The following is a 16407-nucleotide window of genomic DNA, read 5'->3' on the forward strand; positions in this document are numbered from 1 at the left end:
CAAACGCAAGCGGCTTTACGTTGAGCGCCATCCGAACACTCAAAATACGAACGGATTATACGTGCACTCGTTTTGGATCGTCGTGAGCGGCCCGTGTCCGGGTGCGACCGCGGTATCAGCCGGCAACTCCAGCAGGCGTTTCACATGCTTCTTGAGTCGTTCGCTGCAAAAATAAGCACCGCCGATTGAGCCCGCGAACAGGATGTCGCCCGAGACCAGCAACGAACGTCCGCCGGGCATGCCGGCTGCCCGCACCACATAACAATTGTGCGCCTCCGCGTGACCGGGCGTGGCGAGCGTCTCCACGTCGAAAATACCCAGCTTCATGCGCGAGCCCTCCTGTAGCGCCACGGCACCCGAAATCGCGGAATCAACCGGCCCGAATACCGGCACCGGCCCGAAGCGGCGCTGCACATCCGCCAAACCGGCCAGATGCTCCGTCTCAGGATGCGTGATAAAAATCGCGTCGAGGTGGCGGATGTTTGCCGGCCACACGCGCCGTAAAGCCTCGGGATCGGCTCCGGTGTCGAACAGGATGCCGCGCTGCGATCCGCAATCGGCCACGATATAGGCGTTGGCCACGCCGATGCCGTGCGGGGTGCGCAACGGATAAAGACAGAAAGGAAGTCCGCCAATAGCCGGCAGCGGATAACGTCCCGAGGCGAGCGCGACCACTCCGATTTCGTTGAGCCCGAGCTCACGGGCCAGCCGGAGGGTTTCGTCCGCCGTGAAATCGTAGCGGTAGTCCCACGCATCGCGGATTTTTTCAGCGGGAACGCCCGCGCGGGAGCCCAGCTCGGTCTCATCGAGTTCGGCACAGCGCATGGCCTTTTCCAAGACGTCGCCCAGCTCGTCTTCAAGGGGTGCGTGTTCGATGACCATAATACGAGTGTATGCACGCAACCGCCCGTCGCGGCAAAAATGTTTTTGTTTTTTCAACGGCACCCACGCAGCGTCACACCCTCTTATGGATTCCCAGCAACAAGAAGTCCTCGATATCTTCAAAAACACGAAGGCGCTGCTCACCGGTCATTTCGTGCTGCGCTCCGGCCTGCACAGCGGCCATTATTTTCAATGCGCACAGGTCTGCCAGCGCATGGACGCCGTCACGCGGCTCACCGAGTTGATGCTGCCGCAACTCGCCGCGCTGAAGTTCACCACCGTCCTCGCCCCCGCGATGGGCGGTCTTGTGATCGGCCAGGAAGTCGCCCGCCAGACGAACTCGCGCTACATTTTTGCCGAGAAAGAAAATGACCGCCTCGTGCTCCGTCGCGGCTTCAAATTCGCGCCTGGCGAAGGTGTCTTGATTGTCGAGGACGTCGTCACCCGTGGCGGCCGCGTTCTGGAATCCATCGAGATCGTCAAAGCCGGAGGCGGCGTGCCCGTGGCCATCGCCATGCTGGTGGACCGCAGCGCGGGCACCCTGCGCTTTGATATCCCCGCAATTTCGCTGCTGGAACTGAGCTTTCCCACCTACCCCGCCGACCAAGTGCCGCCGGCGCTGGCTGCGATTCCAGTCGAGAAGCCCGGAAGCTGAACTCACGAACGAATTCCTGAAAAAAAGGGCCGCCGAATTTCTTCGGCGGCCCTTTGCGTTATAAGCGGACGCCCTTGCGTCCGTTTATGGTTGTTAGACTGCGGGAGCCGCAGGTTTGGGTGCGGGCACCGGCGCGAGGCCACCCGTGCCGACCTTGTGGGTCGTCGCATCGGCGGGCATGATGGTGCGTTCGCAGAAGTCGCCGAACTTTTCACCTTCATTGCGCTCCTTGGCGTAGCGCTTTATGACGGGCTCGAGCATCTTCACCGCATCATCGATCGTGATGCTCGGCGAGACGAGTCGGTTGAGGCGCGTGCCGTTATACGCGGCACCGAGGTAGAACGCATATTTACCGGGCGCTTTGCCCACGAAACCGATCTCGGCGAGATACGGACGGGCGCAACCGTTGGGGCAACCTGTGACGCGAAGACTGATGGCGTCGTCGTGCAGGCCGGCCTCATCCAAGACGGTCTCGAAGCGAGCCAGGATGTCGGGCAGTGCGCGCTCGCTCTCGGCGAGGGCAAGACCGCACGTGGGCAACGCCACGCAGGACAGCGCATTAAGGCGCAGGCCGGACTGGGCGTTTTCGTTGTCGAGTCCGTAGCGGGCGAGAATGGCCTCGATAACGGGCTTCTCGGCTTCGCTGACGCCGGAGATCGTGAGATTCTGCGAGGGCGTGAGGCGGAAGTCGCCGCGATGCATCTGCGCAATCTCGCGAAGGGCGGTCTTCATGGCCCAGTTGGCGCGATCAACAATGCGGCCCGAAAGAATGTGCAGACCGTAGAACCACGAGCCATCGGCATTTTTATGCCAGCCGTGCTGATCCTGAATTGTCGTGAAGACAGCGGTCTTGGCCGGAGCGAAGGTGACGCCCGAGCGGCGCTCGACCTCGGCTTTGAACCACTCGATGCCCTTGTCCTCGATGGTGTATTTGAGACGGGCGTGCTTGCGGTTGGTGCGATCACCGTTGTCGCGCTGCGTGGTGAGCACGGCCTCGCCGATCTTGTTGACGTTGTCGCGGGTGATGAAACCGAGCGTATCGGCGATACGGGGAAAGGTTTCCTCGTTGCCGTGGCTCATGCCGAGACCACCGCCTACGGTGACGTTGTAGCCGATGAGCTGGTCGTTCTCGATCACGGCGATGTAGCCGAGATCCTGCGAGTAAACGTCGATGTCGTTGGACGGGGGAACCGCGAAGCCAGTCTTGAATTTGCGCGGCAGGTAGGTGCTGCCATACATGGGCTCACGCTCGGGTTCGCCGCCGGCCACCAGCTCTTCATCGAGCCAGATTTCGTGGTAGGCGCGGGTCTTCGGCAGGGAATAGTCGGACCAGTTCTTGGCGTCCTGATAAACGAGTTCCTGCACGGCCGACTGCTCGGGGTTCACCGGACCCATGACGTTGCGATTCACATCGCCGCACGCAGCGATGGAATCGAGAAGAACTTTGTGCATGCCCTGAATCAGGGGCTTCATGTTGCCCTTCAACACGCCGTGAAATTGAAACGTCTGGCGGGTCGTGAGGCGCAGCGACGGGGACGCGAGCTCGGTGGCGAGCTGGTCCAGCACGAGCCACTGCTGGGGAGTGGCCTTGCCGCCGGGAAGGCGGACGCGAAGCATGAAGGAGTAAGCCTTGTCCTTGCCGGCTTTGCGGAGGGCGATGCGCTGGTCGCGGTCGTCCTGCTGGTAGGTGCCGTGGAATTTGATCAGCTGCTCGCTGTCGGCGGACACCGTCGCGGTGGTCGTATCGGCAAACTCAGTCTTGAGATTGCCGCGTAGGTGGTGCGACGCGGTCTTGATGCCTTCGTTGGCGGCGAGCGGCTTCGGTGCCGCAGGGTCAGTGGTCATGGTTAAGGGAAGAACGTGCAGCCTGTAAGCGCATGGTTCAAGGGGGAAAATGAGTTTGTGTGTCAGCTTACTTTGGATTGACGCCGCGCTTCTTAACCTTGCCACGCCTCTCCTCGCGCACAGGAGTTGCTACAACCCACTACCCTATGAGCTTATTCTTCTCCAGCCGGGCGTTAACTACCATGGTTGCTTTATTGACAACGGCCGCAGTTTCCCAAGCGGAATTCCGGACGTGGACCAAAACCAACGGCGAACACATTGAAGCCGAGTTGGCCGGACAAACCACCGCCGCCGTCAAATTACGCACGAAAAACGGCTCGATGGAAATCTGGTCCAAAGACCGCTTGAGCGAGGAAGACCGCGCCTTCATCGGAATCGGCGGAAGCACCGCGGCAAAGACCGAGACACCGGCGGCTGAAGCGCCACCAGAGCAGCCGGCGACCACGATTTTTCCGATCACTCGTCAACTGGGAGGAAAACTGGTTTCGATGACCAACGGCGTGACGGCGCCCGTGCCCGCTTCCCGTGTCGCCGGCGTGAAATATTACGCCTTTTATTATTCGGCCAGTTGGTGCCCGCCCTGCCGCGCGTTCACGCCGGACCTGGTCGAAGCCTACAAAAAAATCAAAGCGAAGCACCCCGAGTTCGAAATCGTTTTCGTGAGTTCCGACGAATCGGAGTCTGCAATGAAGTCCTACATGAAGGGCGACAAAATGGAATGGACCGCCGTGCGCTTCGCCGACATCGCGTCCACACCCTTGCTGGAAAAATACTCGCAGCGCGGCATCCCCAATCTCGTTTTTGTCGATGGAAGCGGCAAGGTGCTTTCAGCCAGTTACGAAGGCGGCAATTACGTCGGCCCGCGCAAGGTTTTGGCCGACATCAAGAAGACGCTCAACTGATTCGGGCGCAAAAAAAGCCCGCCGGAGATACCGGCGGGCTTTGTATTCAGATAACCGTTACGCTTAGTAGCGGTAGTGCTCGGGCTTGTAGGGACCGTTGACGGAAACGCCGAGGTATTCGGCCTGGTTCTTCGTGAGGGTCGTGAGCTTCACGCCGATACGCTCGAGGTGGAGACGGGCGACTTCTTCGTCGAGGTGCTTGGGCAGGCGGTAAACACCGATCGCATAGGTGTCCTTGTTCTTCCAGAGATCGAGCTGGGCGAGCGTCTGGTTGGTGAAGGAGTTCGACATGACGAATGACGGATGGCCGGTAGCGCAGCCGAGATTCACCAGGCGGCCTTCGGCGAGCAGGTAGATGCTGTTGCCCTTCGGGAAGGTGAACAGGTCGTATTGCGGCTTGATGGTGACGCGCTTCACGCCCTTGGCCTTGTAGAGGCGGTCGACCTGGATCTCGTTGTCGAAGTGGCCGATGTTACAGACGATGGCCTGATCCTTCATCTTTTGCATGTGCTCGAGCGTGATGACGTCCTTGTTGCCCGTGGTGGTAACGTAGATATCAGCGATGCCGAGGGTGCTTTCGACGGTGTTGACCTCGAAGCCTTCCATAGCGGCCTGCAAGGCGTTGATCGGATCGACCTCGGTGACGATGACGCGGGCGCCGAAGCCCTTGAGCGAAAACGCGGAGCCCTTGCCCACATCGCCGTAGCCGCACACGCAGGCAACCTTGCCGGCGATCATGACGTCGGTGGCGCGCTTGAGACCGTCAGCCAGCGATTCGCGGCAACCGTAGAGATTGTCGAATTTGGACTTGGTGACGGAGTCGTTCACGTTGATCGCAGGCACGAGCAACTTGCCCTTCTCGTGGAGCTGATAGAGACGGTGCACGCCGGTGGTGGTCTCCTCGGAGACGCCGCGCCACTCTTTCACCATCGCGGTGAAGATGCCCTTCTGGGTCTTCCCGATCTTCTTGAGGAGGTCTTTGATGACCTGCTCTTCGTGCGAGTCGGACTTGGTGGTGACCCAGTCGCTGCCGAGTTCCATCTCGTAGCCTTTATGCAGGAGCAGCGTGACGTCGCCGCCGTCATCGACGACGAGCTGCGGGCCCTTGCCACCGGGAAAGCTGACGGCCTTCCAGGTGAGATCCCAGTATTCCTCAAGCGTCTCGCCCTTCCAGGCGAAGACGGGCACGCCGGCCTTCGCGATCGCGGCTGCTGCATGGTCTTGGGTGGAGAAAATATTGCACGAAGCCCAGCGGACGTCGGCGCCCAGCGAGACGAGGGTCTCGATGAGGACGGCGGTCTGGATCGTCATGTGCAACGAACCGGTGACGCGAACGCCCTTCAGGGGCTTATGCTTGCCGAATTTTTTGCGGAGGGAAACGAGGCCGGGCATCTCGTGCTCGGCGACGTTGAGTTCCTTGCGGCCCCATTCGGCGAGCTTGATATCGCGGACGATGAAGTCCTGGCCTTTGGGAACATTCTTGAGAAGTGAAACGGATGACATGATGTGGTGGTGACTGTCGTTAAATAACGGATACGCGAACGGCGCTTACTTGACGGCCTTCACGGCCGCGAGCAGCGCGGCGACCTTCGTGGTCTGCTCCCAAGGGAGACCCGACTTGCCGAAGTGGCCGTAGTTGGTCGTCTCGCGGTAGATCGGACGGAGCAAGTCGAGCTGCTTGACGATGTCGGCGGGCTTGAAGCTGAACACCTTTTGAATGGCCTCGGTAATCGTCTCGTCGGAAACGGTGCCGGTGCCGAAGGTGTTCACATAAACGCTCACGGGATTCGGGTGGCCGATCGCGTAGGCGAACTGAACCTCGACCTGTTTGGCGAGTTTGGCGGCAACGATGTTCTTGGCGACCCAGCGGCCCATGTAAGCAGCCGAACGGTCAACCTTGGACGGATCTTTGCCCGAGAAGGCGCCGCCACCGTGACGGCCCCAACCGCCGTAGGAATCGACGATTATCTTGCGGCCGGTGAGACCGGAATCGCCCTGGGGACCACCGATCACGAACTTGCCGGTCGGATTGATCAGATACTCGGTCTTGGCGTTGAGCAGCTTAGCCGGAAGAACCTTCTTGATGACGTTCTTGATGAGGAACGCCTCGATCTCGGAATGGGCAACATCAGCCGTGTGCTGCGTGGAGATGACGACGTTCACGATCTCGGTGGCAACGCCATCAACATAGCGAACCGAGACCTGCGACTTCGCATCGGGACGGAGCCACTTCACTTTGCCGCTCTTGCGGATTTTGGTGAGCTCGCGACCAAGGCGGTGAGCGAAGATAATCGGGGCGGGCATTAGCTCCTCGGTCTCGTCGGCGGCAAAGCCGAACATGAGGCCTTGGTCGCCGGCACCTTGCTCGGCTGTCTTTTTGCCGGAGGCCTTCTTGGCGTCCACACCCTGCGCGATGTCGGCCGACTGCGCGGTCAGGTAGTTGTTGATGAATACGGTGTCGGCGTGAAACACATCATCATCGTTGGTGTAACCGATGTGACGGATGGCATCGCGGATGACCTTGTCGACGTTGAAAGCCTCGTCGATGGGCTTGGTCTTGCCCGTCTTTTTGTCCTGCAGCTTCGGGATGGTGATCTCGCCGCCAACCACGACGACGTTGGATTTAACGAACGTCTCGCACGCAACGCGCGAGGTTTTGTCGATTGCCAAGCAAGCATCGAGGATGCTGTCGGAAATGAGGTCGGCAACCTTGTCAGGATGCCCCTCGCCCACGGACTCGGAGGAAAACACGAATGAGTTAGCCATATGGATAAAGTGCCGCGGACCTAATCACGTCAGAATCACCCCCGCAAGTCCTATATCAACATATACGCATGGCTTGATATGTAGGAACATTTCATAAGGTTAAACCACTACTCAACGGAGCTTGCCGCTAGGGCGATGCACGCATTTCATCCCGCTAAAACATGTCCCCGTCTGCTGAAGAAACTGATTTGGTTGAACTTAAAGGATGCAAAATCCTTCTCGTCGATGACGACCGGCTGAATTTACGGATCATCCGAGGGATGCTGCAAGGTGAGGGCTATATCCTAACCGAAGCAGATTCTGCGGAAGCTGCGCTGGAAAAATACCCCGAATTCCAGCCCGACTTGGTTCTGTTTGACGTCATTCTTCCCGGAATGAACGGCTTCGAAGCGTGCCGCGAACTCCGCCGCCTTCATGGAGCCCAAACCGCTCCGGTGATGTTTATCACCGCCAAGCAAGAGTCCGAAGACATAGTCGAGGGATTCAGCGCCGGCGGAGTGGATTATATCTTCAAGCCCTTCCGCCAAAAAGAAGTCGTCGCCCGCATCCGCACACACCTGCAAAACCGGCTGCTTTCCGAGAAACAGCGCACGCTCGTCGATCAGCTCAGCCGTGCCAACGCCGCTAAAAACAAGTTCCTCGGCATGGCCGCGCACGACCTGCGCAACCCCCTCGCTTCCATTCGCGGTCTGGCCGAATTCTTGATGGACGGCACGGTCGGCGACCTGAAGCCGGACCAGCTCGAGTTGATCAACCTCATCCACCAAGCGAGTCAGGGCATGGTGAATCTCGTGAACGACCTTCTGGACGTCGCCACGATCGAGTCCGGCGAACTCAAACTGGAGACCGCGCCGGTTGCCTTGACCGAGCTGGTCGAAAAGTCCGTCATGCTCAACGGCCTCGAGTCCGCCCGTAAACGCACTCAAATCCTTTTCGCAGAAGCCCCGCAGGTTCCCCGCCTCTCCCTGGACGCCGCCAAAATCCGCCAGGTCATCGATAATCTCTTGAGCAATGCCGTGAAGTATTCGCCGCCCGGCTCAACCGTGCGGGTCGCTCTCACCACCAATGAAACCGGTGACCAGATCATCTGCGTTCGCGATCAAGGCCCAGGCATCCCCGAAAACGAGCGCGACCGCCTCTTCAAAGACTTTGGCCGCCTTTCCGCACGTCCCACTGGTGGCGAAAAATCAACCGGCCTCGGTCTCGCGATTTGCCGTAAAATCGTTGAGGCCCACCACGGCACGATAGTTGCAGAAAACCATCCCGCAGGCGGCTGCGAATTCCGAGTATCCCTCCCCTCCTCTTCATGACATTCACTGGAAAAGCCCTCATCGTTGACGACGAACCTCACGTCCGGAAATACATCAGCCTGATCCTGCGCTCACTGGGTGCCTCAGCCATCGTTGAAGCCGCCAATGGGGCCGAAGGGTTTGCGATGTATCAACAGGAACGCCCTGACCTCGTTTTGCTCGACGTTAACATGCCCGTCCAAGACGGCCTCGAGACCATCAAACAAATCCGCGCCTTCGACCCCGAGGCGGTTGTCATCATGCTGACCTCTCTGGCCACCCGCCAGACGATCGAACAAGCCGCAGACAGCGGCGCCTTGCACTACCTGCGCAAAGACACCCCGCGCGATGAACTCATCGCTCTGTTGAAGGATCTTCTCACCGAAGAGGCCGAAGACGAAACCGCCTGATCGCCCACACTCTTCGCCATCATGAGCTCCCGCCCCGCCAGCAAACCCGAGCCCTCCCCTGAATCGGCCGCAGCTGCCGCTCCCGTGATCAACGAGGTTCGCTACTCACTCCCCGACCTGCTCGCAGAACTGCAGCTAGAGCGCACCACCGGCGCTTTCTCCCAGGAAAAACTGCATCAGGTAGAGATCGGAAAACTGTTCCAAAACCGAAAGAAACGTCGTGGCAAAACCTCCTCTTAAAACCTCCCTCGCCGCCCTGGTTCGCGCCCAGCCTCATTTCGATTTCGAGGCCGAGCTCGCTTCGTTGCAGGAACAGCACGGCGACGGCCTGCCGCTGTTGCTGGCCTTGGTTGAGTCGAAGCTGATCGACAAAGACCTGGCCTGCCGTCTTCACGCCGACAGCCTGGGTTTTGCCTATGTCGATCCCTTTGCCTCGTTGATCACCGAGGAGGCCATCGCCGCTGTCCCGATGGAGATCGCCAAGAAGGTCGGCGTGCTGGGCCTCTACGTGATCGAGGGCGTTCTGACCGCCGCGTTCAGCACGCCCGAAGACACCGATGTCGTGAAGCGTGTCGGCCAGATCGTGCAGATGCCGATCAGCCCGGTCTTCTCATTCCCGCGCGACATCGCGGATGCGATTCTCATCCAGTATTCCAACGAGAAGAATCTCGAAGATACGCTCAACGAGCTCGGCGGCTCCACTATTTTTGAAAACCCCGATATCGCGGACTCGGAGTCTCTCGTAAAGATCCTCGATGATATCGTCTATTACGCCATTCGCGAGCGCGCGACCGATATCCACATCGAACCGCAAGAAGGCCAGTCACGGGTCCGCTTCCGTATCGACGGCCTCCTGCGCGAAGTGCTCACGTTTTCGCGAAAACTCCACCGCGCCTTCCTTTCGCGCATCAAGATTCTCTGCAATCTGAACATTGCAGAATCCCGCTTCCCGCAGGACGGACGGTTCTCAATGCCTGTCGGCACTGCTAACGCCAATTTCCGCGTATCCACGATTCCCGCACAATACGGCGAAAAAGCGGTCATCCGCATTCTCGCCATGACCGGCAAGAAATCGATGATCACGCTGGAGAAAATGATGATGTCGCAGACGGTCCTGGCACCGTTCCGTCGCCTCATTCAAAACCCCAACGGAATCATCTTCGTCACCGGCCCGACGGGTTCGGGCAAAACCACGACGCTTTATTCGGCGCTGCACGAGATCAACAAACCCGACACCAACATCTCGACCATTGAGGATCCAATCGAGATACAGCTCGCCGGTGTCACCCAGACCCAAGTCAACAGCCACATCGACCTCAAGTTCGCCACCGTCCTGCGAGCCCTGCTCCGCCAGGACCCGGACGTGATTCTCGTCGGCGAAATCCGCGACTTGGAAACCGCCAAGATCGCCTCGGAGGCCGCGCTCACAGGACACATCGTGTTCGCCACGCTGCACACCAACACCGCTGCGCAGGCAATCGTCCGCCTCATCGAAATCGGCGTCGAACCCTACATGGTTGCTCCGTCGATCATCGGCGTGCTGGCCCAGCGACTCGCCGCCCGCATCTGCGAAAACTGCAAAGAGCCCTACTATCCATCCCGCGAAGTGTTGCAGAAATACTTCCGCGATGAAGGCCTGACCGACGTGCCGTTTTTCCGTGGACGTGGCTGTCCGTCCTGCCGTGGCACCGGATACAAGGGGCGCGTCGCGTTTCACGAATTAGTGCTCATCACCGAGGAAATCCGCACGCTCATCACTAACAACGCCAGCGTGCAGCAGATCACCACCGCCGCCGCCAAAGTGGGCTTCAAACCCCTGCGTTACGACGGCCTTAAAAAAGTGCTGCTCGGCCTCACGACCATCGAGGAAATCGACGCCAACACCTCGTTCGAGTGGGCGACTTGATGAATCAGCCCGTCAAGAACCCGCCAATTCTCGCTAATTTTTTGTAAAATCAAGCTTGGCCCCAGAGCAACTGGGGTTGCGATTTGCCATCTAATCAGCTGCGAACAAGGTTTTTGCCATGTCTTCTATCGTCACAGTCGATTCCGAAGCGATTGCTAATCTCCGCGCACTCAGCCCGGACGATGGCGACGTCTTCCTTAAGGAAATCCTGTCCATTTTCCTCGAAGACACTCCCTCGCGTATTGCCGAACTGCACAACAGTCGGGCTTCGGCCAACGTCACGAGTTTTGTGCGTGCGGCTCATAGCATCAAGGGCAGCTCCAGCAATGTGGGCGCGAGTGAGCTAAGGTCGGTCGCCGAGCGACTCGAACACCAGGCCCGCACCTATGGATTGAGCGAAGTGGATGCCCAGGTGGCCGAGCTTGAGGCTTCTTTTTTGCGCGCAAAAGATGCGCTGCAAAAGTTGATCACCAACTAAGAAACCTCGGCGCCCCTCGAAGGAGCGAGCACCGGAGTTGTCTCAACAGGCCGAATTCTTAGCGGTAAAGCGCAGTGATCGGTGCCGCCGTCAGCACGTTATACTGGCGCATGGCGAGTCGCCACCACTCAGCCAGCGATGAACTCGGCTGACGCCAGAGCTCTTCGTGGAGCCAGATCATCGACTCTGCGTCCAACAGCAACGCGAGCGTTTCCTTGGTCGTGAGTTGGGACGGGCCTTCGCTCAACAACCGGTGGCGCAACAGTGAAAACCAGTCACGCGATTCTTCGCTCTGACGACGCTGGCGCAACATCGATACGTGAACCGCATTGATGTAGGGATCCAACACCGCCTGGAGTAAGCCGTAATCGTTGCGCAAGGCCTCGATCGGACGCATATGCTTGTAACACTCCGCCAGATTCTGGGTAAGCCGGCTAAGCTCGTGCGGAGGCTGGGTTTCCTCAGGCGTAAGGAAAATACCGATACGACGGGCATGTGCGCCCAAGGATCCCTTGCTCAAAATAATCGAAACTGGAATCGACAGCACCAGTCCTGCCAGCACCGGACTGAGCCACCAGAAAAAGGCCGGCAGCAAAATGAACGACGATACACCCCAAACCAACCCGAAGAAGGTCTGCCCGCCGTGAGTAATGATAGCCTCACGCCAATCCGTGCCGTCCTCGACACCTCGCCGCTGGGTCACCCATGAAACGCCCTGCCCCAACAGCGAAAAGAACACGAATTTGCTGTTAAACATCATGTGCACCGGAGCCAGTAACGAAGAGAAAAAGATCTCCATCACCGCCGAGAGAGCCAGCGATCCGCGTCCCCCGAAACGCTGCGCATCCGCGCTTCTTTGAGCTGTTGCGATTACACTGATGATCTTCGGCAAAAACAGCAGAAGCATCGTGAAGATAAAAAGCACCAGTGCTTCGGGTATCTCGATTATCCGGCCAAAAATCTGCGTGTAGGCTTCCACGCCCAATACACGCGTCGACTGGTCGAGCACTTGGTTAAACACATGAATTGTGCTGAGCACCAGGAAGAGCAGCCACAGCGGACAAGACACATAAGCCATCACGCCCATGAACAGGTGGAACCGGTTGGCCGGACGAAAACCACGGGCGGCGATCAACCACGCATGTTGCATATTTCCCTGACACCAGCGCCGGTCGCGCTTGGCACTGTCGATCAGGGACGGCGGTCCTTCTTCATAGGTGCCTTCGATATCGTGCGCCAGCCAAACGTGCCAGCCGGCCTTGCGCATGAGTGCCGCCTCCACGAAATCGTGGGAGAGAATACGTCCGCCAAAGGGCTCGCTGCCCGGCAGGTCGGGCAGCGCACAATGCTCCATAAACGGCTGCACGCGAATAATCGCATTATGGCCCCAGTAGTTACCGTCCTGCTGCTGCCAGTAATTCAGGCCCGCCAAAAAAATCGGGCTGTAGAGGCGGTTGGCGAATTGCTGCATGCGCGCATAAAGCGACTCACCGTAGATAAGCCGGGGCGCAGTCTGGATGAGGCCGGTCTGCGGATTCCGCTCCATCATTGCGACGAGTTTCACGATGGCCTCGCCCGTCATGATCGAATCGGCATCCAGCACGACCATGTAACGATAACGCTTCCCCCAACGGCGCAGGAAGTCAGCCACGTTGCCCGCCTTTTTGTTAATCTGATGCCGGCGTTTCCGATAAAAAATACGGCCCAGCCCGTTCACCTGTTTGCACAACTCCACCCAGGCGATTTCTTCCTGAATCCATTGGTTGGGCTTGTTGGAATCGCTCAGGATAAAGAAATCGAACGGCTCCAGTTTCTTCGTCGCTTCGAGCGAACGATAGATCACACGAAGGCCTTCGAAAACGCGGCTCACATCCTCGTTGAAAACCGGCATCACGATCGCCGTGCTCGCCAGCGAGATGTCCTCGGATTCCCAATCGATCGTGCGTGTGATGCGCTGGCGATCTCCACCGCGATTGATCACGTAAAAACCCAGCATCGCCGTGACAAAGCCCACGGCGATCTGCGCAAACAGGATCACGAAGAGCACCAGCAGCAGCCATTCAAGACCGGTGATGCCGCCGTCACGCCACAACAGATCGGCCATGAACCAGGTCGCCGTGCTCGTCAGCAGCAGCACCGAGGAATAAAACAAGGCGCGTCTGCGGCGAAGGCGCTGAGGCAGAATGAATTGATGAACGTGCGGTCGCGAAGAATTCATGCGCGTTTAACGAGTCGCGTAAAAAATACCAAAAAGGGCGCCCACAAACAGCACCCACAAAAGCATCAGACGGAGCAACGGCCATTTCTCCATGCGTTCAAGCGTCTCACCGGCGGCCTCGGTGATCAGTCCGAGATCAATTTCGCGTGGCACCATGCTCGACAATGCCATGTCCGGCCCGGCTTCAATAGAACTGTCACGCATGGCTTTTAAAAATTCGTCCGAGTTGGCCTGTGAATTCAGAAACGCGTAAGGCCATTTTTGCGGTCCGTCGCACAACAACAGGGCGACACGACCCTGCGTGGCAATGCGGTCATGCGGCAGATCCTTCGCCTCCAGCACCTCGGCAAACCATTCATCCATCAGACGCTCGGTTTCCTCTGCCGCCAGAGTCGTGGGTTCGATGGCCGGATTTTCCGCATGCCGGCGCGCAGCACGTTCCAGCACCGCTTGAATCAGGCGGCTTTGATGAAGGCGGTTATGAATTCGATGGGCGCGAAGGTAGTCTTCAGCACGCACATACGCGGCATTCCACGCCTCCATCGTTCCCGTGCGGGGACGAAAAGTCGCGAGCTGCGCTTCTACGGATTCCACAGATAGCTCCATGTTTCCGTCAGGATATGCGGGGGCTTCTGGAGGAAGCAACGGAGTTCCACCGGAGTGCCCTTGCCATCGGGCTTGATGGCAAAAGCGACGCGCCAGCTTCCGTTGTAAGGATTCTTTTCGATGCTTTGATTCACCAGCTTCGCGCCTGCGCCCACCGAGATATTGGGGGTGATGGTAGGCCCGAACGGTTGGTTGCTCAAATAAGGGCCCGTGAAATCAATCCAGAAACGAACGAGTTCCGGCTCATGCGTAGCCGACCGGCCGATTCGCGTCGCCATCGCATAACCCGCAGGCGGAGTCCGCCCGCCTTTACCCTCAACGAACCAGTGCAGCTTGTATTCAAGTTTCACCGGATCTTCCAATGACGGGAGTTTTTTCGGCACCCAGAATGCCACGATATTATCCTGGGTTTCATCCGGCGTGGGCAACTCAACCAGGCGCACGTCGCCAGCACCCCACGCGCCGACCGGCTCGACCCACACACTTGGGCGTTCATGGTAATGCGCTTCCAAGTCCTGATAGGATTCGAATTTCCGGTCGCGTTGCACCAGACCGAAGCCCTTGGGGTTCTCGTCGGAGAACGAAGCCACCCGAACCGACTTGGGATTGGAAAGCGGCCGCCAAAGCCATTCCCCATTGCCACGCTGGACCAACAACCCGTCCGAATCGTGCACTTCAGGGCGCAGGTCTTCGTAACTGTTCGAGGTGGTTTCACCAAACCAGAACATGCTGGTGAGCGGAGCCACGCCGAAAACCGCGACATCCTTGCGACGATAAATCGCCGTCTTCACTTCCATGACCGTGGAAGGCCCCGGCGTGATGATGAAACGAAACGCACCCGTGACGCTCGGGCTGTCCATCAATGCATAAATCACGATCTGCTTCGCCTTGTCGCCGGGACGCTCAACCCAGAATTCCTCAAACACTGGAAACTCTTCTCCGCCTTGTTCGGCGGTATTCAGCGCAAGGCCGCGTGCGGATAGACCGTAACGCATCCCCTGCCCCAGCGCGCGAAAGTAACTCGCCCCCTGGAACACCGCGAGTTCATCGTAATACTCCGGGCTGTTGAGCGGGTAATGAACACGAAAGCCGGTGAAGCCCATGTCGCTCGGAATCGAACCGATTCCGCGGTTCGCCCCGAAATTAAACAGGTCTTTGTCGTAGCGAATGAGCTCGGTCTTTCCGTCGTTCACTTCGGAAAGCTGCACTGTGCGGTTATAGATAAACCCGGGGTGGAAAAATTGAAGTTGGAACGGCAGACGATCGCGACGCCACCACGCGGAATCAGGATTAAACCGAAGGTCGCGATACTGGTCGTAGTTCAGCTTGCGCAACGACTCCGGAACGCGATTGGGACGTTCGGCGTAGGGCTTGGTCGCAAGTGTCTTGGCGCGATATTGCAGCACCTCGAAGTCAAACGGCACATCGCTGGCCCGAGAGATCGAGCTGCACATACTTAGCGTAAGTCCTAAAATAAGGAGTCGTTTCATTTTTCCAGGAAATATCCACGTTGTTTGTCCGAGATCGTCAATCCAGCCCGCTCCATAACCTTGAGCAAATCTTCCCAGGTTGCGCGCTTTGCTTTGCGTGCGGCGGAAGGGCTGGATGCCTCCTGACGCAGGAGGTAACTCGGATGATAGGTCACGATGACCGGCTTTTCAGAAAATTGTTTCCATTGCCCGCGCACCTCGCCGAGCGTTTTAAAACTGCCCGCCCCCAGCAATCCCTGCGCCGCCGTCGAGCCGAGCGCCACAATCAGATCGGGGTTCACGATCTCTATTTGCGCGCGAAGAAATGGCAGACAGAACGACATTTCTTCGGGCGTCGGGGCGCGATTGCCCACTTGCTCCACGCCTTCCGCAGTCGGCGTTTGCGGACGCCAGTTCATGATATTACCGATGTAGATGTCCTCACGCTTCACGCCCATCGCGAGAATCATCTTGGTGAGCAATTGTCCGGCGGGACCGACAAACGGCTCGCCTTGCACCTCTTCTTCGGCGCCCGGCGCTTCACCGACGAACATGATTTTGGCGTCAAGCGAGCCCACGCCCAGCACCACTTTTTTCCCAGGGCGCACATGGGCCGTGCACACGGGATGATTGAGCACGAGATCCTGTAACCAAGCCCAACGCGTGGCTTTATCGCCCGCCGGCAAAATCACCACGGGTGGCGGAGGCAACAGTCGCTCCGCCTCAACTTTGGGCTTCGGTGCCGCCGCCGGTTCCGAACGGGTGATCGGCGCTGAACGCGGCGCCGTCGCTTCGACCGCGGCTGGAGTGCGTGCGGCGGGGGCCGTCACCGCCGTGGTCGAGCCCGCCGCGACCGCTCGTGCAGATATGACTTTGCGAAGGGTTGCGATGCTTTCGGCAGACACTGCAACTGACGAGACGCCTGTGGATTTCAGGCGTTTGAGTTCGTCGGTCAGTGCGGTGAGCGCGGCGCGCATGAAA

15 protein-coding genes are annotated in these 16407 nt (G+C 58.6%); 7 read left to right on the plus strand and 8 right to left on the minus strand.

Annotation, left to right across the window (positions count from 1 at the left end; translation table 11 throughout):
- Nucleotides 1-39 precede the first annotated feature (39 nt).
- Entirely contained in the window at nucleotides 40-882 is an 843-nt protein-coding gene (locus FPL22_RS03335; RefSeq protein ID WP_144228692.1) for an MBL fold metallo-hydrolase, read from the minus strand.
- Nucleotides 883-967: 85 nt separating this feature from the next.
- Here FPL22_RS03335 and pyrE point away from each other — a divergent pair, with 85 nt between their 5' ends.
- On the plus strand, nucleotides 968-1537 hold the full coding sequence (gene pyrE / locus FPL22_RS03340; protein WP_144228693.1) for an orotate phosphoribosyltransferase: 570 nt from the start codon (nucleotides 968-970) through the stop codon (nucleotides 1535-1537).
- Nucleotides 1538-1630: 93 nt separating this feature from the next.
- Here pyrE and FPL22_RS03345 read toward each other — a convergent pair whose 3' ends face one another.
- A complete protein-coding gene (locus FPL22_RS03345; RefSeq protein ID WP_144228694.1) occupies nucleotides 1631-3382 on the minus strand; it encodes an NADPH-dependent assimilatory sulfite reductase hemoprotein subunit in 1752 nt (583 codons plus the stop codon).
- 182 nt (nucleotides 3383-3564) lie between these two features.
- Between FPL22_RS03345 and FPL22_RS03350 the strand changes: the two genes are divergently transcribed.
- Nucleotides 3565-4284, plus strand: a complete 720-nt coding sequence (locus FPL22_RS03350; RefSeq protein ID WP_162525172.1) for a thioredoxin-like domain-containing protein — start codon at nucleotides 3565-3567, stop codon at nucleotides 4282-4284.
- 63 nt (nucleotides 4285-4347) lie between these two features.
- On the opposite strand, the gene ahcY is transcribed toward FPL22_RS03350, so the two are convergent.
- Nucleotides 4348-5787: an adenosylhomocysteinase gene (gene ahcY, locus FPL22_RS03355; protein WP_144228696.1), complete on the minus strand. Its 1440-nt coding sequence runs from the start codon at nucleotides 5785-5787 to the stop codon at nucleotides 4348-4350.
- A gap of 45 nt (nucleotides 5788-5832) precedes the next feature.
- The gene (gene metK / locus FPL22_RS03360; RefSeq protein WP_144228697.1) at nucleotides 5833-7050 is read right to left on the minus strand and encodes a methionine adenosyltransferase; all 1218 of its coding nucleotides are present in this window, start codon (nucleotides 7048-7050) and stop codon (nucleotides 5833-5835) included.
- A gap of 161 nt (nucleotides 7051-7211) precedes the next feature.
- Between metK and FPL22_RS03365 the strand changes: the two genes are divergently transcribed.
- The 5 genes from FPL22_RS03365 to FPL22_RS03385 all read left to right on the plus strand — a co-directional run bounded on the left by FPL22_RS03365 (nucleotide 7212) and on the right by FPL22_RS03385 (nucleotide 11133).
- Entirely contained in the window at nucleotides 7212-8360 is a 1149-nt protein-coding gene (locus FPL22_RS03365) for a hybrid sensor histidine kinase/response regulator (protein WP_144228698.1), read from the plus strand.
- Nucleotides 8357-8749: a response regulator transcription factor gene (locus FPL22_RS03370; protein ID WP_144228699.1), complete on the plus strand. Its 393-nt coding sequence runs from the start codon at nucleotides 8357-8359 to the stop codon at nucleotides 8747-8749. Before FPL22_RS03365 ends, FPL22_RS03370 begins: the two co-directional genes overlap by 4 nt.
- A gap of 21 nt (nucleotides 8750-8770) precedes the next feature.
- Complete coding sequence (locus FPL22_RS03375; protein ID WP_144228700.1) at nucleotides 8771-8989, plus strand: hypothetical protein; 219 nt, start codon at nucleotides 8771-8773, stop codon at nucleotides 8987-8989.
- Nucleotides 8970-10655, plus strand: coding sequence for a GspE/PulE family protein (locus tag FPL22_RS03380; RefSeq protein ID WP_144228701.1), 1686 nt, complete (start codon nucleotides 8970-8972; stop codon nucleotides 10653-10655). Before FPL22_RS03375 ends, FPL22_RS03380 begins: the two co-directional genes overlap by 20 nt.
- 118 nt (nucleotides 10656-10773) lie before the next feature.
- Nucleotides 10774-11133, plus strand: coding sequence for an Hpt domain-containing protein (locus FPL22_RS03385; protein ID WP_144228702.1), 360 nt, complete (start codon nucleotides 10774-10776; stop codon nucleotides 11131-11133).
- A 58-nt stretch (nucleotides 11134-11191) separates the two neighbouring features.
- Here FPL22_RS03385 and mdoH read toward each other — a convergent pair whose 3' ends face one another.
- From mdoH to FPL22_RS03405, 4 genes are all read right to left on the minus strand, one after another.
- Nucleotides 11192-13351 (minus strand): glucans biosynthesis glucosyltransferase MdoH, encoded by a 2160-nt coding sequence (gene mdoH / locus FPL22_RS03390; RefSeq protein WP_144228703.1) that lies wholly within the window; start codon nucleotides 13349-13351, stop codon nucleotides 11192-11194.
- Nucleotides 13352-13357: 6 nt separating this feature from the next.
- The gene (locus tag FPL22_RS03395; protein WP_144228704.1) at nucleotides 13358-13870 is read right to left on the minus strand and encodes a hypothetical protein; all 513 of its coding nucleotides are present in this window, start codon (nucleotides 13868-13870) and stop codon (nucleotides 13358-13360) included.
- 62 nt (nucleotides 13871-13932) lie between these two features.
- Nucleotides 13933-15447 (minus strand): OpgD/OpgG family glucan biosynthesis protein, encoded by a 1515-nt coding sequence (locus FPL22_RS03400; RefSeq protein ID WP_203235109.1) that lies wholly within the window; start codon nucleotides 15445-15447, stop codon nucleotides 13933-13935.
- Complete coding sequence (locus tag FPL22_RS03405; RefSeq protein WP_144228705.1) at nucleotides 15444-16403, minus strand: uracil-DNA glycosylase; 960 nt, start codon at nucleotides 16401-16403, stop codon at nucleotides 15444-15446. Before FPL22_RS03405 ends, FPL22_RS03400 begins: the two co-directional genes overlap by 4 nt.
- Nucleotides 16404-16407 lie beyond the last annotated feature (4 nt).

The sequence above is a fragment of the Rariglobus hedericola genome (assembly GCF_007559335.1).
GTDB lineage: Bacteria > Verrucomicrobiota > Verrucomicrobiia > Opitutales > Opitutaceae > Rariglobus > Rariglobus hedericola.

Coding starts and splice junctions, on each gene's coding strand:
- FPL22_RS03335 (WP_144228692.1), bottom strand. CDS start 882: ATGGTCATCGAACACGCACCCCTTGAAGACGAGCTGGGCGACGTCTTG.
- pyrE (WP_144228693.1), top strand. CDS start 968: ATGGATTCCCAGCAACAAGAAGTCCTCGATATCTTCAAAAACACGAAG.
- FPL22_RS03345 (WP_144228694.1), bottom strand. CDS start 3,382: ATGACCACTGACCCTGCGGCACCGAAGCCGCTCGCCGCCAACGAAGGC.
- FPL22_RS03350 (WP_162525172.1), top strand. CDS start 3,565: ATGGTTGCTTTATTGACAACGGCCGCAGTTTCCCAAGCGGAATTCCGG.
- ahcY (WP_144228696.1), bottom strand. CDS start 5,787: ATGTCATCCGTTTCACTTCTCAAGAATGTTCCCAAAGGCCAGGACTTC.
- metK (WP_144228697.1), bottom strand. CDS start 7,050: ATGGCTAACTCATTCGTGTTTTCCTCCGAGTCCGTGGGCGAGGGGCAT.
- FPL22_RS03365 (WP_144228698.1), top strand. CDS start 7,212: ATGTCCCCGTCTGCTGAAGAAACTGATTTGGTTGAACTTAAAGGATGC.
- FPL22_RS03370 (WP_144228699.1), top strand. CDS start 8,357: ATGACATTCACTGGAAAAGCCCTCATCGTTGACGACGAACCTCACGTC.
- FPL22_RS03375 (WP_144228700.1), top strand. CDS start 8,771: ATGAGCTCCCGCCCCGCCAGCAAACCCGAGCCCTCCCCTGAATCGGCC.
- FPL22_RS03385 (WP_144228702.1), top strand. CDS start 10,774: ATGTCTTCTATCGTCACAGTCGATTCCGAAGCGATTGCTAATCTCCGC.
- mdoH (WP_144228703.1), bottom strand. CDS start 13,351: ATGAATTCTTCGCGACCGCACGTTCATCAATTCATTCTGCCTCAGCGC.
- FPL22_RS03400 (WP_203235109.1), bottom strand. CDS start 15,447: ATGAAACGACTCCTTATTTTAGGACTTACGCTAAGTATGTGCAGCTCG.
- FPL22_RS03405 (WP_144228705.1), bottom strand. CDS start 16,403: ATGCGCGCCGCGCTCACCGCACTGACCGACGAACTCAAACGCCTGAAA.